Origin of the sequence: Micromonospora sp. NPDC018662 (assembly GCF_044391475.1) — a bacterium.
Classification (GTDB): Bacteria; Actinomycetota; Actinomycetes; order Mycobacteriales; family Micromonosporaceae; genus Micromonospora.
In genome coordinates this window covers 314,234-335,015 of record NZ_JBISAC010000004.1, presented here as the reverse complement: position 1 = coordinate 335,015, position 20,782 = coordinate 314,234, and the positions used below count along the sequence as shown (strand labels likewise).

The following is a 20,782-nucleotide window of genomic DNA, read 5'->3' as shown; positions in this document are numbered from 1 at the left end:
CGCCGTGACGGTGTCACCGACCGGCGGGCGCGTCCCGCCCGGCAAACTCCGGCGACATCGACGACCGTCCCCGCCAGGATGGTCGACATGGCAGATCCCGCCCGGCCGGCCGGCACGCAGGACGTCGAAGTCGTCGTCGCCCACCGCCAGCGTGCGACGCTGCGCGTCGGCGACGTGTTCCTGAAGGTCGACGGCGACCCGACGCACGCCGACATCGAGGTGCGGGCGATGGCCCTGGCGCCGATACCGACCCCGGCGGTCCGCTGGCACGAACCGCCCGTCCTCGCGATCGCCGCCGTGCCCGGCACGGCGCTCGGCCTCCTCGGCGAACCGTCGGCCGCGTCGCCGGCGGCGTGGGCCGCCGCGGGCGCCGCCGTCCGGCGGCTGCACGACGCGCCGTTGCCGCCGTGGCCGGGGCGCCGGCTCGACGACGTGGCGGCCGAACTCGACCGCGAGTGCGCGTGGCTGCTCGCCAACGCCGCCCTGCCCGCCGAGGTGATCCGGCGCAACCGGGAGATCGCCGGGGCCGCGCTCCGCCCGTGGACACCGGCGTTCATCCACGGTGACCTGCAGATCACCCACGTGTTCGTCGACGGCGACGAGGTCACCGGCGTCATCGACTGGTCCGAGGCCGCTCCCGGCGACGCCATGTACGACCTCGCCATCCTGACGCTCGGGCACGAGGAACGCCTGGACGACCTGCTCGCGGGCTACGGCCCCGACGCGGACCGGGAGGTGATCCGCGCCTGGTGGTCGCTGCGCAGCCTGGTGGCGTCGCCCTGGCTGATCGAGCACGGCTTCGATCCGGACGCGCCGGGGTGCGAGTTCGACGTGCTCCGCGCACGGATGCGGGAACCCTAGACGTGCCGGCCGGCGGCGAGACGGGGCAGGCCGGGCGGGGCGGCCGGCGACCGCGCCACCACGGCGATCAGGTCCCGCGCGGCCGGCCGGTCGTGGACCTCGCCGCGCGCGGTGCGCTCGGCCTCCAGCAGCGCCCGACCGGCGCGGAGCCCGTCGCCCACCGAGGCGTGCAGCCGGGCCACGTCGAGCAGGTACGCGGCCCGGTGCTCGGCCGGCAGCCACCGCCACTCGTCGCCGGCGGTCAGCCGCTCGTGTCGTACCGTCGCCGCCGTGACCTCGCCGAGCGTCGCCTCGGCGACCACCCGCGCGGCCTCGACCGCCGCGCGGTCGCCTTTCTCGTCGCCGGCTCGCGCCGCGCGGCCGAGCAGTTCGCGGGCGGCGGTCCCGTTCCCCTGAGCGGCGGCGGCGAGTGCGGCCTGCGACAGCAGCGCGCCGCGGAGGCAGGGGTCGTCGGCGCGGCGGGCGGCGACGAGCGCGGCGTCCAGCGCGGACCGTCGCCGGCCGGCCGCCCGCAGGGCCTGGGCCAGTGGGACGGTGGCGACGGCGACGAGCCGCACGTCGGCGGCGGACCGGGCGACGGCGATCGCCCGGTCGGCGGCCAGCCAGGCCAACTCCGCCCGGCCGAGCTTCACCAGGGCCAGGGCGACCAGCCCGTATGCCGGGACCAGCAGCGCGTCGGCCGTCGGGCCGGCGGGAACGGCGCGAGCGTCGTCCACCAGGTCGGGCAACAGCTCGAGCAGCGCCGGGTAGCGGGCGTGCCGGTAGCTCTGCTCCGCGTGTTCCAGCCGGGCCCGCAGCCGCGCCGGGTCGGGCGGTGGGGTGACGGTCGGGAGGTGGTAGCGGGCGAGTGCGGCACGCAGGCGCTCCACGTCGACGATGGCCGGGGCCGGCCGGCCCGACGACTCGACGAGCAGAACGTCCAGGTCGATCCGGAGCGCGTCGGCGATCTCGCGGAGGTTGGACACCCGTTCCAGCCGGCGTACCCCGCGTTCCACCTTGTCCACCCAGCTCTTCGACTTGCCGAGACGGTCGGCGAACTGCTGCTGCGTCAGGTTGCGGCGCACCCGCCACTGGGCGACACGGCGACCCACCGGCAGCTCGTTCACCGCCGGCCCGTCCCGCTCACCGGACCAACCCCAGCAGGAGCAGAGCGAGTACGAGCAACGCGACGGTCCCGCCGTAGGCGTACTGCCGCCGGGTCAGCGCCGCGCGTTCGGGTGGAGGTGGACCGAGCACCCGGTCACCGTCCGGCACCCGCCCCTCGTGCGGTCGCTCACGCATCCACGCCTCCTGAACGGTCCACCGGGAACTGACGAATCGGGAAGTTCCGTTGCTGACGAGAGCACCCCGACCACTCCAACTTAGAAGGCATAGCCTGCACAGTCAACAGAGCATGCACGGCGTGTCACTCCGAGTGCGAAGATCGGATCGCTGACGAGAGGTGGCGCCCCGATGCCGCAGGTACCGCTGTACGAGCAGATCATCGCCGACGTCACGGCCTCGATCCGTGCGGGCACCCTGCATCCCGGCGACAAGTTGCCGTCCATCGCCGAACTGCGTGAGCAGTACCAGTCAAGCGCCTGGCCGGTCCGATACGCCCTGCGCATCCTGGACGAGCGGGGCTGGATCATCACCCACCAGGGCAAGGGCTCGTTCGTGGCCCCGAACCCACCCGCCTGAGCTGGCCATGCCCAGACAACCGCTGTACGAGCAGGTCATTACCGACGTCATCGCGTCGATCCAGGCGGGTACGTTGCAGCCCGGGGACAAGCTGCCCTCCATCGCGGAGCTCTGCGAGCAGTATCGCGCGAGCGCCACGCCCATCAGACTCGCCTTGCGCATCCTGGACGAGCGGGGCTGGATCATCACCCACCAGGGCAAGGGCTCGTTCGTGGCCCCGAACCCACCCGCCTGAGCCGCCCCGCTCGGCGGGTGGAACGGCATGGGTGTCTCGACGCCCGTTTGACACCCATAGCGTTCCATCCGCCGCCGTCTGCTCGACTCGGTGGAACGGCATGGGTGTCTCAACGCCCGTTTGACACCCATGGCGTTCCACCCGCCGCGATGGAGGGCACCGAGGAGGGCATCGGGGGCGCTGCCGAGCGCGAGACGATCTCGCGCAGTAGGTTGAGCGGGTGACTGGACGGTTCCCGATCGAAGACGTCTCCCCCGTCGTCGCCTGCGGTCGCTACCCGGCCAAGGCGGTGGTCGGCGAGGTCGTACCGGTGTCGGCACGCGCCTACCGCGAGGGCCACGACGCGCTCGGCTGCAACGTGGTCTGGCTCGGCCCCGACGGCGCGGCCCGCCCGTTCACCCGGATGCGTCCCGGCGAGCCGGGGCAGGACCGCTGGCACGCCACCATCTGCCCGGACGCGGTCGGCGAGTGGCGGTTCGCCGTCGAGGCGTTCCAGGATCCCTACCTGACCTGGCAGAACGCGGTGACCAAGAAGCTCGCCGCCGGCCAGGGCGCGGCCGAGCTCGCAAACGACCTGGCCGAGGGCACGCGCGTGCTGACCGCCGCGCTCGACCTGGTGCCGAAGGCCGACCGGAAGCGCGTGCGGACAGCCGCGAAGGCGTTGCGCGACGACAACGAGGATCTTGGCCGGCGGGTGAGCCCGGCGCTGGACCTGGCCCCGCTGCTCTGGGCGTACCCGGTCCGCGAGCTGGTCACCACCGGCGACGAGCGCACGCTGTGGGTGGACCGGCCGCGCGCGTTGTTCTCCGCCTGGTACGAGTTCTTCCCCCGCTCCGAGGGCGCGATCCCGGCCACCGTGGACGCGCCGGCCCGCTCCGGCACGTTCGTCACCGCGCTCGACCGGCTGCCCGGCGTTGCCGCGATGGGCTTCGACGTGCTCTACCTGCCGCCGATCCACCCGATCGGCCGGGTCAACCGCAAGGGCCGCAACAACGCGTTGACCGCCGGGCCGGACGACGTGGGCTCGCCGTGGGCGATCGGCGCGGCCGAGGGCGGCCACGACGCCATCCACCCCGACCTGGGTACGCCGGAGGACTTCCGCGACTTCGTCGCCGCCGCCGCCGAGCAGGGCCTGGAGGTGGCGATGGACCTGGCGTTGCAGTGCGCGCCGGACCACCCGTGGGTCACCGAGCACCCGGAGTGGTTCACCACCCGCGCCGACGGCAGCATCGCGTACGCGGAGAACCCGCCGAAGAAGTACCAGGACATCTACCCGGTGAACTTCGACAACGACCCGGAGGGCATCCGGGCCGAGGTGCTGCGGGTGGTCCGGCACTGGGTCGGCGAGGGCGTGAAGATCTTCCGGGTCGACAACCCGCACACCAAGCCGTTCGACTTCTGGCACTGGCTGATCGCCGAGGTCAAGCGCGTCGACCCGGACGTGCTGTTCCTGGCCGAGGCGTTCACCCGCCCGGCGATCATGCACGGGCTGGGCAAGATCGGCTTCACCCAGTCGTACACCTATTTCACCTGGCGCACGACGGCGGCCGAGATGCGGGAGTACTGCGAGGAGCTGGTCGCCTCGGCCGACTGGATGCGGCCGAACTTCTGGCCCAACACGCCCGACATCCTGCACGAGTCGTTGCAGCACGGCGGGCCGCCGATGTTCAAGATCCGGGCGGTGCTGGCCGCGCTGCTGAGCCCGTCCTGGGGCATGTACGCTGGCTTCGAGCTGTTCGAGCACGTCGCCCGCCCCGGCGCCGAGGAATACCTGGACAACGAGAAGTACGAGCTGCGGCCCCGCGACTGGGACGGCGCGCTGGCGCGCGGGCGGTCGCTGGCGCCGTTCATCACCACGCTCAACCGGGTCCGCCGCGACAACCCGGCCCTGCACCAGCTCCGCAACCTGCGCTTCCACGACATCGACAATCCCGCGCTGCTGTGCTGGTCGAAGCACGACCCGGCGACCGGCAACACGGTGATCGTGGTGTGCTCGTTCGACTCCCGCACGGTGCAGTGGGGCAACACCACGCTCGACATGCCGGCGCTCGGCTTCGACTGGCACGAACGGTTCACCGTGCGCGACGAGCTGACCGGCGCGGAGTACGACTGGGGGCAGCGCAACGCGGTGCGCCTGGATCCCTACCTGCAACCGGCGCACGTGCTCACCGTGCGCCGCCCGGCGCCACCGGCCACCGCCGAGCCGGAGCACCCGGCCGCGCGGGACCTGACCGTGGAAGACGTACCCGCCGAGCTGTCCGGCGGCACCGCACCGACCGCACCGGCCGAGAAGGACGACGCACGATGGACCAGCTGATCGCCGGCGAGGCGTACGACCCGCACGCCGTGCTCGGCGCGCACCCGGCCGACGGGAGCACCACGATCCGCACGTTGCGCCGGGGCGCCGGCGAGGTGACGCTGCTCGTCGACGGTGACCGGCACCCGATGAAGCGGGTGCACGACGCCGGCGTCTTCGAGGCGGTGCTCCCCGGCGAGGTGCTCGACTACCGGGTGGAGGTGGACGGCGCGACGCTCGACGACCCGTACCGTTACCCGCCCACGCTCGGCGACCTGGACCTGCACCTGATCGGCGAGGGCCGGCACGAGCGGCTCTGGGCGGCGCTCGGCGCCCGGGTCTTCGACGAGGGCGTGGCGTTCACGGTCTGGGCGCCCAACGCGCGCGGCGTGCGGGTGGTCGGCGACGCCACCGGCTGGGGGCCGGACGACGGCTGGCCGATGCGGTCGCTCGGCTCCAGCGGCGTGTGGGAGATCTTCGTGCCCGGCGTGCCGGTCGGCAGCCGCTACAAGTACCGCATCCTCGGCGCCGACGGCCGGTGGCGGGACAAGGCCGACCCGATGGCCGTCCGCACCGAGGTGCCGCCGGCCACCGCGTCGGTGGTGCACGACTCCCGGTACGAGTGGGACGACGCGGGCTGGCTGGAGCGCCGGGCGACGCGGCAGCCGCACCAGGAGCCGATGAGCGTGTACGAGGTGCACCTGGGCTCCTGGCGACCCGGCCTCGGCTACCGCGAGCTGGCCGAGCAGTTGACCGCGTACGTCACCGAGCTGGGCTTCACCCACGTGGAGCTGCTGCCGGTGATGGAGCACCCGTTCGGCGGCTCGTGGGGCTACCAGGTCACCGGCTACTACGCGCCCACCGCCCGGTTCGGCGACCCGGACGACTTCCGCCACCTGGTCGACCGGCTGCACGCCGCCGGCATCGGGGTCATCCTCGACTGGGTGCCGGCGCACTTCCCCAAGGACGAGTGGGCGTTGGCCCGCTTCGACGGCACCCCGCTCTACGAGCACCCCGACCCGCGTCGCGGCGAGCACCCCGACTGGGGCACGTACGTCTTCGACTTCGGGCGCAACGAGGTGCGCAACTTCCTGGTCGCCAACGCGCTCTACTGGCTCGACGAGTTCCACGTCGACGGGCTGCGCGTCGACGCGGTCGCCTCGATGCTCTACCTCGACTACTCCCGCCAGGAGGGGCAGTGGGCCCCGAACGTGCACGGCGGTCGGGAGAACCTGGAGGCCATCGCGTTGCTCCAGGAGGTCAACGCCACGGTCTACCGGCACCACCCGGGCGTGCTGATGATCGCCGAGGAGTCCACCGCCTGGCCGGGCGTCACCCGGCCGACCTCCGAAGGCGGGCTCGGCTTCGGATTCAAGTGGAACATGGGCTGGATGCACGACACGCTGCTCTACACCTCGAAGGACCCGATCTACCGGCAGCACCACCACCATCAGCTCACGTTCTCCCTGGCGTACGCGTGGAGCGAGAACTACGTGCTGCCGATCAGCCACGACGAGGTGGTGCACGGCAAGGGGTCGCTGACCGGCAAGATGCCCGGCGACACCTGGCAGCGGCTGGCGACCACGCGGGCGCTGCTGGCGTACATGTGGGCGCACCCCGGCAAGCAGTTGCTCTTCATGGGCTGCGAACTCGCCGACGACCGGGAGTGGAGCGAGGAACGCGGCCTCGACTGGTACCTGACCCACGACCCGGCGCGCGCCGGGGTGCAGCGCCTGGTCGCCGACCTGAACCGCGCCTACCGGGCCACGCCGGCGCTCTGGGCGCAGGACACCGACCCGGCCGGCTTCCGCTGGATCGCCGGGGACGACGTCGCCAACAACGCGGTGTCGTTCATCCGGATCGCCCCGGACGGCGGGACGCTGGTGTGCGTGGCGAACTTCTCCGCGACGCCGTTGGCGGACTACCGGATCGGCCTGCCGGCCGGCGGCACGTGGACCGAGGCGCTGAACACCGACGCCCACCACTACGGCGGGTCGGGGGTGGGCAACCTGGGCGAGGTGCACGCGGAAAACGTCCCGTGGCACGGCCTCCCCGCCTCGGCAGCGCTCCAGGTCCCCCCGCTGGGCGTCCTCTGGCTCCGCCAGCACTGACCCCCCACCACCCCACCCCCACCTCTTGCGCGCTGATTCACGGAAAGCGTGGCTAAGCGGCGCGGAATAGCCACACTTTCCGTGAATCAGCGCGCGAAAAGGGGGTGGGGGGAGATTAGACGAGCTCGGCTTCGCGGAGGAGTTTCCAGAGGCCGGCGCCGTCGGGGGCGCTCAGCCACTTCTGGCCCACCGGGCCGGAGGAGGACCGTCCCTGCGGCGCGGGCAGGCTGCCGGCGAGCACGGACTGCGTCGGCGACAGCCGCCGGATCGCCACGCCGGCCACGTTGTCCGGGTGGGCGGCGGCGAACTCCCGGTAGATCTCCGGGTCGTGCTGCCCGTCGTCGCCGATGAGCAGCCAACGCACCTCGGGGAACTCCCGCGCCAGCCGGGCCAGCGTGGCCCGCTTGTGCTCCCGCCCGCTGCGGAACCAGCGGTCGGCGGTCGGCCCCCAGTCGGTGAGCAGCAGTGGCCCGGCCGGGTAGAGGTGCCGGGACAGGAACCGGGTCAGCGTCGGCGCCACGTTCCAGGCGCCGGTGGAGAGGTAGAAGACCGGCGCGCCGGGGTGGGCGGTGGCCAGGCGCTCGTAGAGCACCGCCATGCCGGGGACGGCGTTACGGGCGTGCTCGTCGAGCACGAACGTGTTCCACGCGGCCAGCATCGGCCGGGGCAGCGCGGTCACCATGACCGTGTCGTCGATGTCGGAGAGGATGCCGAACCGGACGTTCGGGTCGAGGATGCGCACCAGCGCCTCCACCGGCTCGGCGTCCGCCACGCTCAGTCGTACGCAGCCCCAGCCGGGGGTGAAGTCGCCCTCCACGACGGTGTCGACGAAGCCGCTGCGGTCCGCCGTCACCTCCTGGCGCACGCCGTTGACCTCGATGGTCACCCGGGCGTGCTTGGCCGGCAGGGTGGCGAAGCTGCGCCAGCCGCGCACCTTGTCCAGCCGGCCTCGCCGGCGGGTGTCCGGGCGGCCCAGCAGCACCCGGCAGAGCACCCGCGCCCAGCCCGGCGCGCCGTAGCCGGCGTACGCGATGATGTTGGGCTGCCATCCGGTGCGCTGCAACCGGCGCTCCAACAGGCCGTGCAGCGCGTCCTCGATGCGCGCGGCGCGGTGCAGTTGGGGCACGGCGAGCTGGTCCGGTGGTGTGGGTGGCACGTAGCAACCCTGCCACAACCGGCCGGGCCCGGCCACGCGAGTGATCTACGCCGATCCGTCCCGGAACCCGGCGGCCGGCGTGTCACACTGCGGTCGGGGCGACGACGGGGGCAGGGTCGTGTCGACAGCGAAGCGCAACCCGGACGCGTCGGCGCTGGTGGCGTTGCTGCTCGGCGCGGTCGGGGTCGGCTACCGGCTGGTGCTGACGCTGTTCACGGTGCCCGCCTCGAACAGCGACGAGGCCACGTTCGGCCTGGCCGCCCTGCACATCGCCGGCGGCCACGAACGGCCGGTCTTCCTCTACGGCCAGCACTACATGGGGGTGCTGGAGTCCTACCTCGCCGCGCCGCTGGTGGGCTGGGCCGGGCCGAGCTGGCCGGTGCTGCGGCTGCCGCTGCTCGCGCTCTACGCGATCTTCCTGTGGCTGGCGTACCGGTTGACCCGCCGGCTCTTCTCCCCCGGGCTGGCCGTGGCCGTGGTGGGCCTGCTGGCGCTCGGCTCGGAGCGGGTGGTCCGGGACCAGCTCACCGTGGTCGGTGGCCGGCCCGAGGTCAAGCCGGCGGTGCTGGCGCTGCTGCTGCTCGCCGTCGCGCTCGGCGAGCGGCGGGTCCGGCACCGCTGGCTCGCCACCGGCGCGTTCGGGCTGCTCACCGGGCTGGCGCTCTGGTCGGACTGGCTGATCACGCCCTACCTGCTGGTGGCCGGCGTGGTGCTGGTGCTGGCCGCCCCCCGGGACCTGGTCGGCTGGCCGGGCGTGCTGCTGGTCGTCGGTTTCGCCGTGGGCATCGCGCCGGTGGTCAAGGACAACCTGGTGGCGCCGCCCGGGCAGGACTCGCTGTCGGTGTTCCGGGAGATCAGCACGAAGCAGGGGGTCGCCCCGACACTGGCGGAGCGGCTGCACGGCGGGCTGCTGGAGGGCGTGCCGCTGGCCTCCGGGCTCTGCCCGATGGACGGCTGCGCGGGCTGGGCGCAGTGGTTCGGCGCGCTCTACCCGGTGCTGCTGCTGGCCGCCGCCGGGCTCGGCGTGGTCGCGTACCGCCGGGCCGCGGACCAGGCCGCGCGGGTCCGGGCCGCGGCGATCCTGGCGCTGGTCGCCGGCGCCGCGTTGACGCTGCTGGCGTACGTACGCAGCCCGCTCGCCGCGACCGACCCGCTGGCCAACGCGCGCTACCTGTCGGTGTTGCAGATCTCGCTGCCGGCGGTGCTCTGGCCGCTGTGGCGGGCCGCCGTGCCCGCGCTGCGCGCCACCGCCGGCCGGGCGGCCCGGCTGCGCGGCGTCCCGGCCGCCGCGGTGCTGGCCGGGCTGACCGCCGCCACGCTGGCCGGCACCGCGGCGTTCCTGGCCGGCCTGCCCGGGGTACGCGCCGACGAGCGGGACGCCCGCCGGCTGGCCGGCGCGGTGCTGCGGGCCGGGCTGCACGAGGTGTACGGCGACTACTGGACCTGCCACCGGCTGATCTTCAACACCGGCGAGGCGGTGGCCTGCGGCGTGCTGGACGACAACCTGAGGCCGGGGCAGAACCGCTGTCCGGCGTACTGGCAGCGGGTGGGACGGGCGGCCCGGCCCGGGTACGTGGTGGCGGTCGGGTCGCCGGCCGAGCGGGGCCTGCGGCGGCTGCTGGGCGGGCGGGCCGACGCGGCGGTGGTGGCCGAGGTCGGGCACAGTCGCGTGTACCACCCGGAGCACGCCGTGCGGCCGTGGCGCTGAGGTCCGGCCGTACGCTGTGCCGATGCTCATCCTGCTGCCCCCGTCCGAGGGCAAGGCCGAGGCCGGCACCGGCCGTCGGCTGGACCTGTCCCGGCTCTCCCTGCCCGAGCTGAACCCGGCCCGGGACGCGGTGCTCGACGCGCTCGTCGAGTTGTGCGCCGGGCCGGACGAGGCCGCCGCCCTGGGCGCGCTGGGTCTCAGCGAGGGGCAGCGCGGCGAGCTGCGGCGCAACGCGCGGTTGCGGGCGGCGGCGACCGCCCCGGCCGGGCGGCTCTACACCGGGGTGCTCTACGAGGCGCTCGACCTGGCCACGCTTACCCCGGCGGCGCAGCGGGCCGCCCGCCGGTCGGTGCTGATCAGCTCCGGCCTGTGGGGCGCGGTGCGGCTCACCGACCGGGTGCCGCCGTACCGCTGCCCGATCGGGGCGCGTCTGCCCGGGCTCGGGGCGCTGTCGGCATACTGGCGGGCCGCGCTGGAGCCGGCCGTGACGGCGGCGGCGGGTCGCGGCCCGGTGCTGGACCTGCGCTCCGGCGCGTACGCGGCCACCTGGACGCCCCGCGGCCCGGTCGCCGACCGCACGGTGACGGTGCGGGTGCTGCACGAGCGGCTGGTGGACACCGCACCGGTGCGGTCGGTGGTGAGCCACTTCAACAAGGCCACCAAGGGCCGGCTGGTCCGGGACCTGCTTCTCGCCGACGCCCGCCCGCGCAGCGCGGACGCGCTGGTGGGGGCGCTGCGCGAGCTGAAGTACACGGTCGAGGAGGGCCCTCGGGCGGCCGGGCGACCCCGGCAGCTCGACGTGGTCGTCACCGAACTCTGAGGCGCGGCTTCGCGCAAGTTTTGCTCAAGGCTCGGGCGTAGCGGTTTCCCGGGCGGACGGCAGGGGCCACGGTAGGGGAACCCCCACGCCGACCAAGGAGCTGTGCCGATGCTCTCCGAGCCCACCACGCTGCTCGACCGGCCGCGCCCGTCGTCGCCCCCGCCGCTGGACTGGCCGACCCTGACCGACGCCTTCGAACTCGCCTGCCTGGTGCGCTGCACGACGCCGCCGGCCGCCGCCGGCCGCCGGCTCGACGTCGACCCGTACCGGGGCGGGATCGCCGAGTTCAACCGGGAGGACGCGGCGCACCGGATGCGGCAGCTGCTGCGCCGGCTCGACGTGCCGGTCGGGCACGAGCTGGCCACCGGTGGGCTGCGCCGCCGGTACGAGCTGCACCGGCTGTCGGTGCCCCCGGAGCACCGGCCGACGTACGCGAACCTGCTGGCGGCCGGCTGGCGGCAGGGTCGCCGCGAGCTGCTCGGCGGGCCGTTCCCGGGCGCGTCGGCGGCCCGCCGGATCTGGCGTCCCCGACTGGCCACCGCGGTCTGGCGGGCCGCGCTGCTCGCCGGCGGCCGGCACGTACGCCGGCACTGCCTCGGCATCCGGCTCACCGACCGGGACCTGGCGGCGGTGCTGGTGCGCGGCGCGGCGCTGCTGGAGGTGCCGGCGGCGCTGCGGCCGGGCTCGGGCTGTTTCCTGGTGAGCGTCGCCAACGGCGAGCACCGGGCCCGGATCACCGAGAGCGCCGCCCTGGGCTGACCGTCACCGCCAGCGGGCTTGCGCGGCGGCGGGTGCACGGCGCAGAGTGCAGCGCGTGAGCCGACACTGGTCTGTGCGCGGCCGGCGCCGGACCGCGGCCCCGCTGGCGTTGCTGCTGCTGCTCGTCGTCGGCGTGGCCGGCTGCCGGGACGAGCCCACCGAGCCGGTGCGGATCCGGATCGCCACCGGCAGCCCGACCGCCGTCTACCACGCCTTCGGCCAGTCGCTGGCCGCGCTGCTCAACCGGGAGCTGCCCGGCGTACGGGCCGACGTGGTGGTGACCGCCGCCTCCGCGCAGAACGTCCGGCTGGTCGGCGCCGGCGAGGCGGAACTGGGCTTCACCCAGGCCGACGTGCTGCCGCCCCGGGAGCCGGCCCACCCGGCCGTGCTCGCCGTGGCCCGCGTCTACGACGACCTGCTGCACCTGGTCACCACCGCCGGCGGCCCGGTACGCACGCTCGGCGACCTGCGCGGCCGGCGGATCTCGGTGGGCGCCGACGGCTCCGGCACCGAGGTCACCGCCACCCGGCTGCTGGCGGTGGCGCAGCTCGGCGGTGACCGGGTCCGTCAGGAGCACCTGGGGCTGGACGACTCGGTGGCCGCGCTGCGCGAGGGGCGGATCGACGCGTTCTTCTTCTCCGGCGGCCTGCCGGTGCGCGGCGTCGCCGAGCTGGCCCAGCGGACCTCGCTGCGGATGGTGGACCTGGGCGACTGGACCGAGCCGCTGCGGCGCGCGTACGGGCAGGTCTACGTCACCCGGGACATTCCCCGCTCGGTCTACCAGGCGGATCCGGTCAGCACGGTGGCGAACCCGAACTACCTGATCGTCCGCGCCAGCCTGCCCGCCGAGCTGGTGCGCGAGGTGACCCGGTTGCTGATGGAACGCCGGGAGGAACTGGCCGCCGCGCACCCGGCAGCCGGCCGGATGAGCCCCCGGTCGGCGATCGTGACCACCCCACTGCCGCTGCACCCGGGCGCGGTGCAGTGGTATCGCGACGCCAAGCCCTGACCCGGGTCAGCGGCCGACCGGTTCGTCGTGGCGCTCCGGCGCGGCCGGCTCGTCGGCCGCGTCGAGGCCGCCGGGGGCGCCCGGATCGTCCGGCGGCGCCGGGAACCACAGCTCGGCGACCAGGCCCCGGGGCTCGCCCTGACGCATGGTGAGCCGCCCGTCGGAGGCATCGACGAGCACCGCGGCGATGGTCAGCCCCAGCCCCGCGCCGTCCACGTTCTGCACGTCCGGTGCCCGCCAGAACCGCTCGGTGGCCTGGTCGAGCTGGCTGGCCGTCATGCCGGGACCGGTGTCGGTCACGGTCAGCGTCGTCCCGCCGTCGGCCGGGCGTACGGTCACCGTCACCTCTCCCCCGGCGCCACTGAACTTGACCGCGTTGTCGATCAGCGCGTCGAGCGCCTGGTCGATGGCGGTCGGCACGGTCCGGGCGTACGCCGGCGTGTCGACCGGGTCGAGCCGGAGCGTGACCGCCCGGTGCCGGGCCAGCGGCAGCCAGGCCGACACCCGGGACGCCGCCGCCGCGCCCGCGTCCACGGTGACCCGCTGGTTCTCCTCCCGCTCGGCCCGGGCCAGCGTGAGCAGCGCGTCGAGCACGGTGGCCAGCCGGTCGGTCTCCTCGAGCGCCAACCGGTGCTCGGCCCGGCCGTCCGGGTCGGTGAGGCTGGGCCCCAGCTCCTCCACCCGCAGCCGCAACGCGGTCAACGGGTTGCGGAGCTGGTGACTGGCGTGCGCGACGAACGCCCGCTGCCGGTCCATCACGTCGGAGACCGCGTCGACCATGTGGTTGAAGCTGGTCGCCAGCCGGCGCAGCTCCGGCGGGCCGAGCCGGGGCCGGACCCGGGCGGTGCGGCGCCCCTCGGCGATCTCGTGGGTCGCCGCGTCCAGCTCGGTGACCGGGCGCAGCACCCAGCCGGCCAGCCCGAACGCGGTGGAGACGCAGGCCAGCACCGCGAGCAGGCCGATGCCGGCCAGCATCAGCCACCACACCGTGACGGTGCGACGTACCGCGTCCGCCGGGGTGGTGGTGACCACCGCGCCGAGCACCTCGCCGCCGTCGTTGATCGGGACCGCGGTCACCAGCGGGCCGTCCACCCACGGCCAGACCGACTCCGGGCCGCTGAACTGCTGCCCGGACAGCGCGGTGTCGACCGCCGGGCCGGTGCCCGCGCCCGGCTCCCACCGGGACGACGCGGCCACCGTCCGGCGGTCCCGGTCCACCACCGCCGCGCCGATCCGGTAGAGGTCGTCGTAGGCGGCCAGTTCCCCGTCCAGCGGGCCGGGGCTGCCGCCGCGCAGCGCCGGGCCGGCCAGCGACGCGAAGCGGGTGGCGTCGGCGAGCCGGTCGGCGCGGACCCGGTCGGTCTCCCGGGAGGCCAGCGTGACCGCCAGCGGCGTCTCCAGCGCGAGCAGCACCAGCACCATCAGCAGCAGGTAGCTGATCACCAACCGGCGGCGCACCGGGGCCTCCTCACGCGCCGCGGAGCCGGTAGCCGACCCCGCGTACGGTCTCCACCAGCGTCGGGTCGCCCAGCTTGCCGCGCAACGAACCGACGTGCACCTCGACGGTGTGCCGGTCGGCCCAGGTGGTGCCCCACACGTCGAGCAGGATGCGGTCCCGGGGCACCGCCACCCCGGGCTGGCGGGCCAGCGAGAGCAGGATGTCGAACTCCTTGCGGGTCAGCGTCACCGCCCGCCCGGCCACGCTGACCGTCCGACCGCCCACGTCGATGCGGACCTCGCCCGCCTCGATCAGGTGGCGTTCCGGCACGGTGTGCGCGGCGCGGCGCAGCACCGCCTCGATCCGCGCCTGCAACTCCACCATCGAGAACGGCTTGACCACGTAGTCGTCGGCGCCCAGCCGCAGGCCCAGCACCCGGTCGCGTTCCTCGCCCCGGGCGGTCACCGCGATGATGCCGAGCTGGCTGCTGCGCCGGCGCAGCTCACGGCACAGGTCGGTGCCGTCGCCGTCGGGCAGCGTCAGGTCCAGCAGCACCAGGTCGCAGGGGGCGGCGGAGAGCGCGGCGGCGACCGTGGCGGCGTGCTCCACCTGGTAGCCCCGGCGGGTCAACGCGGACGACAGCGCCGCCGCGACCCGACGGTCGTCCTCGACCAGGAGGATCCGCACCCGTGTCTCCGTCCGCTCGACGAGTTGCCCCCGGAATGGTGGCAGACGCGCCGCCCGGACGCGAGGGCCGTTCTAGGCTGCGGTGGTGATCTACAAGATTCTCGCCGACGACGAGTGGCGGGCGGCGCGGGCGGCCGGCAGCTTCGCCGGCACCGCGCTGGACCGGCAGGACGGCTACCTCCACCTCTCCGCCGCCGAGCAGGTGGTGGAGACCGCGCGCCGGCACTTCGCCGGCGTCACCGGCCTCACCCTGCTGGCGGTGGACGAGGCGCGGCTCGGCGACGCGGTGCGCTGGGAGGCGTCCCGCGACGGCGCGCTCTTCCCGCACCTGTACGCCGCGCTGCCGGTCGACGCGGTGATCGCCGCGCATGCGCTGCCGGCGGACCGGCCGGCCGCCGACGCGGTGGCCGAACTGCTCGGGTGAGCGGTCGTTATGCTGCGTCGAGCCCCGCCCGACGGCGCGACGCGCCCCGCAATGATGCGAGTGGAAATGACTGACAGCAACGACCGGTCCGCCTCCGTCTTCGTCCACCCGACGGCCGACGTCGAGGACGGCGCCCGGGTCGGCGACGGCACCAAGGTCTGGCACCTGGCCCACATCCGGTCGAGCGCCCAGGTCGGTGCCGGCTGTGTGATCGGCCGCAACGTGTACGTCGACGCGAGCGTCACGGTCGGCGACCGGGTGAAGATCCAGAACAACGTCTCGGTCTACCAGGGCGTGACCATCGAGGACGAGGTGTTCGTCGGCCCGTGCGCGGTGTTCACCAACGACTTCCGGCCACGCGCCCAGAATCCGGACTGGACGATCACGCCGACGCTGGTCCGCCGCGGCGCGTCGATCGGCGCCAACGCCACGCTGGTGTGCGGCATCGAGGTCGGCGAGTACGCGATGATCGCGGCCGGTTCGGTGGTCACCCGCGACGTCCAGCCCTACCAGCTCGTCGCCGGCAACCCGGCCCGGCCCAAGGGCTGGGTCGACGCCAAGGGCGAGGTCGTCTCCCGGGACGTCGACAACCCGCCGCAGCAGGGCTGAACGCACCACGGGGGCGACGACCGGACCGGTCGTCGCCCCCGCGCGTCGGTGCGCCGGTCAGCCGCAGAGCCGGCCGATCTCGTCCCGGAAGCGGTCCATCGGGTTGGCCCCGGCCGGGCCGAGCAGGTATTCCTTCAGCTCCCGCCGCGCCTCGGTCATCGGGTCGTCGCCGGCCCGGGTCACGTCCAGGATCTTGGCCAGCTCGCCGCAGTCCGCCGAGAGCAGGTACGCCGCCCGCGCGGTGGGGAACTGCCGGCGGAACTCGTCCTCCGGCAGGCCGGCCGGATTCGCCACCACGTACGGCCGCTCGCTCTGCACGAAGTCGGAGACCACGCTGGACACGTCGCTGACCAGCAGGTCGGTGACGTTGAAGCAGTCGAACAGCGCCGGCGTGCGGCCGGTGACCACCAGGTGCGCGGCACCGTCGAGCGAGGTCGGATCGGTGTCGCCGCCGGCGGCCCGGATCCGGGCGACGATCCGCTCGTGCGCCGCCTTCGCCTTCGGCGAGCGGGTGCCGGTCAACGGGTGCGGCTTGTAGACCACCCGCAGGTTCCCGGCGGCCAGCAGCCCGGCCACGATCCGCTCCCCCATCAGCACCAGCGAGGTGTGGTAGGGGTCGTCGTCCAGCCAGCCCTCCCAGGTCGGCGCGTAGAGCACGGTGAACGTGTGGTCGGTGGCGCCGGAGCCGAACGTGTGCACGCCGGCGAGCTGCGGGCGGCCGACCTCCACGATGTCGCGGTCCAGCACGCCGACGGCGGCCCGGGCGTACCGCTCCCGGCCGGCCGGACCGGCCACCCACACCTCGTCGTACACCTTGCTGTACGGGTTGACGCTGGCCGCCTTGTCGCTGTCGCCGTGCCCGACGAAGACGTGCTTCACGCCCGGCTCGCGCAGCAGGTGGATGTTGGCGCCGACGTTTGCCGCGTAGAGCGCGACCCGCAGCGAGCCCAGGTCGAGGTTCATGAAGTCGACGCCGGCCGGCACGCAGACCACCGGCAGCCGGGTGTCGGCGAGCTGGTCGAACGCGTCCGCGGCGCGCAGCAGCACCACCGTGCGGCGGCCGGTCGCCGCCAGCGGCGCGAGCCACATGTTGGCCTGGTAGACGTCCTTGGCCGGGCCGGCGAAGTAGAGCGCCACCTCGGGCTGCTCCCGGGCCAGCCAGGCGTGCACGGCGGGCAGCACGCCCGGCGCCCCGCCCCGGCCGCGCAGCGCGGTCAGCGCGAGCACCGCGGCGGTGACCAGGCCGGCGACCAGCGTGACGGCGGCGGTGAGCACCACCGGGGCGACCCGGTCGACGGCGGCGGCCACCACCGCCGCCGGCACCAGCAGCACGTTGAGCAGCGGCATCCGCAGCCCGGCCAGCCCGCGCGCCCAGGCCGGCGGCACCGGGACCCGGCGCAGCGCGCCGAGGTCGATGTTGCGGGTGTACGCCGGCGGGTCGACCCGCCCGTCGATCGCCTTCGTCACGGCGGTGGTGAGCACAGCGAGGGTCCACAGCGCGGCGGGCAGCAGCAGCACCGCGACCGTGCCGGCGACGGCGGGCCGCACGGCGGCGACCACCAGCAGGACCACCGACAGGTCCCGCAGCAGCCGCCGGAACGTGGCCCCCACCCCGGCCTTGGCGAGCAGCTCCGCGGTCCCGGCGTACCGGGTGGCGAGCGCCAGTTCACCGGCGAGCGCGACCACCGCGGCCACCGCGTACGGGACCACCAGGCCGAACGCCCCGGCGAGGATCATGACGCCGTACCCGAGGAGCGTCGCGCCCACCGCGGCGAGGCCCTGCTGGCTGCGTACTCTGCTGAACAACGACACGCTCCCTGTCTGCCCGCCGATGTCGGCAAGGCCCGATACCGGACGGCTGCGACCCTAAACGGGTCAAGTGACGCAAGTATTGCCGGGGTGTCCGACAGGTGAACACCGGACGACGACTTTCACGCCCGGTGCCCGACCGGACACAGCACGAAGCGGGCCCCGGCCGTCCGGCCGGGGCCCACCACACATCCGGATCAACCGCCGATGACCACCCGGCGGACGCCCGCCCAGCGGGCCGGGTCGGTGACCCGACGGCCGTCGACCAGCACCGTCACGCCCGGCAGGTCGGCCGGGGTGAGGTTGCGGTACTCCGCGTGGTCGGCCTGGATGACCGCCGCCCCGACCGGCTCACCGTCGTAACCGGGCAGGCCGTGCGCGGCCAGTTCCTCGTTCGAGTACATCGGGTCGGCGACGTACGGCGTCGCACCGCGCCGACGCAGCGCCTCCACGGTCGGGAAGACGCCGGAGAAGGCGGTCTCCTTGACACCGCCCCGGTAGGCGGCGCCCAGCACCAGCACGCCCACCCCGGTCAGGTCGCCGTACGCGGCGGCGAGCAGGTCGACCGCGTAGTCCGGCATCGCGGCGTTGGCCTCGCGCGCCGAGCGGACCACTGTCGCCGCCGGGTCGTTCCACAGGTACATCCGCGGGTAGATCGGGATGCAGTGGCCGCCGACCGCGATGCCCGGCGAGTGGATGTGGCTGTACGGCTGGGTGTTGCACGCCTCGATCACCTTGGTGACGTCGACGCCCACCGTGTCCGCGAAGCGGGCGAACTGGTTCGCCAGGCCGATGTTCACGTCCCGGTAGGTCGTCTCGGCGAGCTTGGCCAGCTCGGACGCCTCCGCCGAACCCAGGTCCCACACGCCGTTGGGCTTGTCCAGGTCGGCGCGGGCGTCGAAGTCGAGCACCGCCTCGTAGAACCGCACGCCGTGCGCGGCGGACGCCTCGTCCACGCCGCCGACCAGCTTCGGGTAGCGGCGCAGGTCGGCGAAGACCCGGCCGGTCAGCACCCGCTCGGGGCTGAACACCAGGTGGAAGTCGGTGCCCACGGTGAGACCGGAACCCTCGGCCAGCATCGGCGCCCAGCGGCTGCGGGTGGTGCCGACCGGCAGCGTGGTCTCGTAGCTGACCAACGTGCCCGGCTTGAGACCACGGGCGATGGCCCGGGTGGCGTCGTCCATCCAGCCGAAGTCCGGTACGCCCTCGGCGTCCACGAACAGCGGCACGACCACGACGACCGCCTCCGACTCGGCGACCGCGGCGGCGGTGTCGGTGGTGGCCGACAGCAGCCCGGCGGCCACCGCCTCCTTCAGCTTGACGTCCAGGTCGGCCTCGCCCGGGAAGGGGACGGCACCGTCGTTGACCAGCTGGACGACCCGCTCGGAGACGTCGGCACCGATCACCCGGTGCCCCTTCGAGGCGAACTGCACGGCGAGCGGCAGGCCGATCTTTCCGAGCGCGACGACGCAGATGTTCATGAACTACTTTCCTCCAGAGGGCCAGATGCGGCGCAGGCGGGCAAGGAACCGACCGGGGGTCACCGGTGTGATCGCGACGATCACGTGGCCCTTGTGGTTCGTGGTGGGCGTGACGAGGTGCAGCCGGGTGCCGTGGCGGGCCAGCAGCTTGGGCGCGACGACGGGTCGGTCGGTGCGCATCGGCGCCGAGCCGGCCCCGCCCAGCGCGGACACCTCGGCGCGGACCGTCCGCCGTTCCCCCTTCGGCGCGACGACCGCCAACAGCCGGTCCACCGCGAAGTCGGTCCGTACGACGGTACCGGGCCCGTCCGGCGTCACCGACGTGGCACCCGTGAGATCGCCCACGCTGACCTTCAGCGCCTCGGCGCTCAGCTCGGCCAGCTCGGCCCACCGGCTCCGGGCGGTGACCACCAGGGCCCGCGCGCCGGCCGCGTCCCGCCCCCAGGCCAGCCCGGTCGCGGTCAGCTTCGCCAGCTGGGCGGCGGCCCGGTCGGTGACGTCGTACCAGTCGTCCGGGTAGCCGAACGCGGGGTCGCGGAACCCGACGTGGTGGGCGTACCAGCGACCGTCGACGACGGTCACCTCGGGCAGCGTCTTGTCGGCCTGCTGCCCGATCAGCTCGCGCAGCGCGTCGAGCCCGCCGTCGCGCGCCACGACCAGGCGCAACCGCTCCTCGGACGCCATCCGGGCGAGCACGCCCTCGGTCAGGTACGCCTCGGCCAGCTTGCGGACCCGGTCGTGGACGTGCTGCTGCACGTCCGGGGAGAGGGTGAGGAACTCCTCGCGGAGCAGCTTCGCCACCTCCCAGCTGAAGTGGCGCACCAGCACCGCGTCCCGCTTCGGGCCGGGCCCGATCAGGCCGGCCACGAACGCGATCAGCTCCTCGGCGCAGCGCAACCGCTCCTCGAAGCGGCTGGCGTAGGTGATGTTCTGGGCGTTGTCCCGCTTGACGGCGAAGTAGTAGTCGTAGTCGCCGAGGACCGAGATCTTCTTCGCCCGGAAGCACGCCTCCAGCGTGAACGGCTGGTCGCTGCCCATCGGCATGTCGGTGCGGAACCGCAGCCCGTGCCGTTCGACCAGGTCCCGCCGGAACAGCTTGGTGTTCGACAGCGACCAGGGCAGCGCGCTGTCGAACAGGTCGAGCCGCTCCGCGGTGCAGGCGTACGCCGCCTGGTGCACGTACCGCTTGTTGGCGCCGACCATCCGGCCGAGCACCACGTCGGAGTCCCACCGGTCGGCGGCGGCGACCAGGCGCTCCAGCGCCTCCGGCCCGAGGTGATCGTCGGAGCCGACGAAGAAGACGTAGCGGCCCCGGGCGTGGTCCAGCGCCAGGTTGCTCGGCGCCGCCGGGCCACCGGAGTTGGCCTGGTGCAGCACCCGGACCGTCTCCGGGTAGCGCGTGGCGTAGCGGTCCAGCTCGGCGCCGCTGCCGTCGGTGGAGCCGTCGTCGACCGCGACGACCTCCAGTCGGTCGCGGCCGATGGTCTGCCCGACCAGCGAGTCCAGGCAGGCGGTCAGGTAGGGCATGGTGTTGTAGACGGCCACCACCACCGTCACGTCCGGCTGGCTCACGCGCCCACCTCCACCGACGCCGGCGCCGGCGTGGGGGGGGGGGGGGGGGGGGGGGCGGGGGGGGGGGGGGGGGGCGGCGGCGGGGCCCCCGCGGGGCCCCGCCCCCCCCCCCCGCCCCCCCGCCCCG

20 protein-coding genes (1 of these 20 only partly in view) are annotated in these 20,782 nt (G+C 74.3%); 11 read left to right on the top strand and 9 right to left on the bottom strand.

Features of this window, described 5'->3' with window-relative positions; translation table 11 throughout:
• Positions 1-87: 87 nt before the first annotated feature.
• On the top strand, positions 88-861 hold the full coding sequence (locus ACH495_RS15055; protein ID WP_396858303.1) for a phosphotransferase family protein: 774 nt from the start codon (positions 88-90) through the stop codon (positions 859-861).
• On the opposite strand, the gene ACH495_RS15050 is transcribed toward ACH495_RS15055, so the two are convergent.
• Together ACH495_RS15050 and ACH495_RS15045 are read right to left on the bottom strand one after the other, a co-directional pair.
• Complete coding sequence (locus ACH495_RS15050; protein WP_396858302.1) at positions 858-1,952, bottom strand: helix-turn-helix domain-containing protein; 1,095 nt, start codon at positions 1,950-1,952, stop codon at positions 858-860. The genes ACH495_RS15055 and ACH495_RS15050 overlap by 4 nt on opposite strands.
• Positions 1,953-1,983: 31 nt before the next feature.
• The gene (locus ACH495_RS15045) at positions 1,984-2,142 is read right to left on the bottom strand and encodes a hypothetical protein (protein WP_396858301.1); all 159 of its coding nucleotides are present in this window, start codon (positions 2,140-2,142) and stop codon (positions 1,984-1,986) included.
• 171 nt (positions 2,143-2,313) lie between these two features.
• Between ACH495_RS15045 and ACH495_RS15040 the strand changes: the two genes are divergently transcribed.
• The 4 genes from ACH495_RS15040 (at position 2,314) to glgB (ending at position 7,183) form a co-directional block, all read left to right on the top strand.
• Positions 2,314-2,541, top strand: a complete 228-nt coding sequence (locus ACH495_RS15040) for a winged helix-turn-helix domain-containing protein (RefSeq protein WP_396858300.1) — start codon at positions 2,314-2,316, stop codon at positions 2,539-2,541.
• 7 nt (positions 2,542-2,548) lie between these two features.
• Positions 2,549-2,776, top strand: a complete 228-nt coding sequence (locus ACH495_RS15035) for a winged helix-turn-helix domain-containing protein (protein WP_396858299.1) — start codon at positions 2,549-2,551, stop codon at positions 2,774-2,776.
• A 220-nt stretch (positions 2,777-2,996) separates the two neighbouring features.
• A complete protein-coding gene (locus tag ACH495_RS15030) occupies positions 2,997-5,093 on the top strand; it encodes a maltotransferase domain-containing protein (protein ID WP_396858298.1) in 2,097 nt (698 codons plus the stop codon).
• A complete protein-coding gene (gene glgB / locus ACH495_RS15025) occupies positions 5,081-7,183 on the top strand; it encodes a 1,4-alpha-glucan branching protein GlgB (protein ID WP_396858297.1) in 2,103 nt (700 codons plus the stop codon). The genes ACH495_RS15030 and glgB overlap by 13 nt, the downstream gene beginning before the upstream one ends.
• A 115-nt stretch (positions 7,184-7,298) precedes the next feature.
• On the opposite strand, the gene ACH495_RS15020 is transcribed toward glgB, so the two are convergent.
• A complete protein-coding gene (locus ACH495_RS15020; protein ID WP_396858296.1) occupies positions 7,299-8,339 on the bottom strand; it encodes an App1 family protein in 1,041 nt (346 codons plus the stop codon).
• Between the two features lie 118 nt (positions 8,340-8,457).
• On the opposite strand from ACH495_RS15020, the gene ACH495_RS15015 reads away from it, so the two are divergent.
• From ACH495_RS15015 to ACH495_RS15000, 4 genes are all read left to right on the top strand, one after another.
• The gene (locus tag ACH495_RS15015) at positions 8,458-10,047 is read left to right on the top strand and encodes a hypothetical protein (RefSeq protein ID WP_396858295.1); all 1,590 of its coding nucleotides are present in this window, start codon (positions 8,458-8,460) and stop codon (positions 10,045-10,047) included.
• Positions 10,048-10,069: 22 nt separating this feature from the next.
• Positions 10,070-10,867, top strand: coding sequence for a peroxide stress protein YaaA (gene yaaA, locus ACH495_RS15010; RefSeq protein ID WP_396858294.1), 798 nt, complete (start codon positions 10,070-10,072; stop codon positions 10,865-10,867).
• 108 nt (positions 10,868-10,975) lie between these two features.
• On the top strand, positions 10,976-11,626 hold the full coding sequence (locus tag ACH495_RS15005) for a hypothetical protein (RefSeq protein WP_396858293.1): 651 nt from the start codon (positions 10,976-10,978) through the stop codon (positions 11,624-11,626).
• A gap of 55 nt (positions 11,627-11,681) precedes the next feature.
• Complete coding sequence (locus ACH495_RS15000) at positions 11,682-12,635, top strand: TAXI family TRAP transporter solute-binding subunit (RefSeq protein ID WP_396858292.1); 954 nt, start codon at positions 11,682-11,684, stop codon at positions 12,633-12,635.
• Between the two features lie 6 nt (positions 12,636-12,641).
• Here ACH495_RS15000 and ACH495_RS14995 read toward each other — a convergent pair whose 3' ends face one another.
• Both ACH495_RS14995 and ACH495_RS14990 read right to left on the bottom strand, forming a co-directional pair.
• Positions 12,642-14,093 (bottom strand): sensor histidine kinase, encoded by a 1,452-nt coding sequence (locus tag ACH495_RS14995; protein WP_396858291.1) that lies wholly within the window; start codon positions 14,091-14,093, stop codon positions 12,642-12,644.
• Between the two features lie 10 nt (positions 14,094-14,103).
• Positions 14,104-14,760 carry a response regulator transcription factor gene (locus ACH495_RS14990; protein WP_396858290.1) on the bottom strand — a complete coding sequence of 219 codons (657 nt, stop codon included), beginning with the start codon at positions 14,758-14,760 and terminating at the stop codon, positions 14,104-14,106.
• Between the two features lie 85 nt (positions 14,761-14,845).
• Here ACH495_RS14990 and ACH495_RS14985 point away from each other — a divergent pair, with 85 nt between their 5' ends.
• Both ACH495_RS14985 and ACH495_RS14980 read left to right on the top strand, forming a co-directional pair.
• Complete coding sequence (locus tag ACH495_RS14985) at positions 14,846-15,184, top strand: DUF952 domain-containing protein (protein ID WP_396858289.1); 339 nt, start codon at positions 14,846-14,848, stop codon at positions 15,182-15,184.
• Positions 15,185-15,250: 66 nt separating this feature from the next.
• Positions 15,251-15,793, top strand: coding sequence for an acyltransferase (locus ACH495_RS14980; protein WP_281939354.1), 543 nt, complete (start codon positions 15,251-15,253; stop codon positions 15,791-15,793).
• A 57-nt stretch (positions 15,794-15,850) separates the two neighbouring features.
• Here ACH495_RS14980 and ACH495_RS14975 read toward each other — a convergent pair whose 3' ends face one another.
• From ACH495_RS14975 to ACH495_RS14960, 4 genes are all read right to left on the bottom strand, one after another.
• A complete protein-coding gene (locus tag ACH495_RS14975; RefSeq protein ID WP_396858288.1) occupies positions 15,851-17,599 on the bottom strand; it encodes a CDP-glycerol glycerophosphotransferase family protein in 1,749 nt (582 codons plus the stop codon).
• 200 nt (positions 17,600-17,799) lie between these two features.
• Positions 17,800-19,083 carry a nucleotide sugar dehydrogenase gene (locus ACH495_RS14970; protein ID WP_396858287.1) on the bottom strand — a complete coding sequence of 428 codons (1,284 nt, stop codon included), beginning with the start codon at positions 19,081-19,083 and terminating at the stop codon, positions 17,800-17,802.
• A 3-nt stretch (positions 19,084-19,086) separates the two neighbouring features.
• A complete protein-coding gene (locus ACH495_RS14965) occupies positions 19,087-20,655 on the bottom strand; it encodes a glycosyltransferase family 2 protein (protein ID WP_396858286.1) in 1,569 nt (522 codons plus the stop codon).
• Positions 20,652-20,782, bottom strand: the end of a protein-coding gene (locus ACH495_RS14960) for a glycosyltransferase family 4 protein (protein ID WP_396858285.1). Its footprint extends 1,663 nt past the window's final position; only the last 131 of its 1,794 coding nucleotides appear in the window; the start codon falls outside the window, past its right edge — the gene reads right to left on this strand; it ends in the stop codon at positions 20,652-20,654. Before ACH495_RS14960 ends, ACH495_RS14965 begins: the two co-directional genes overlap by 4 nt.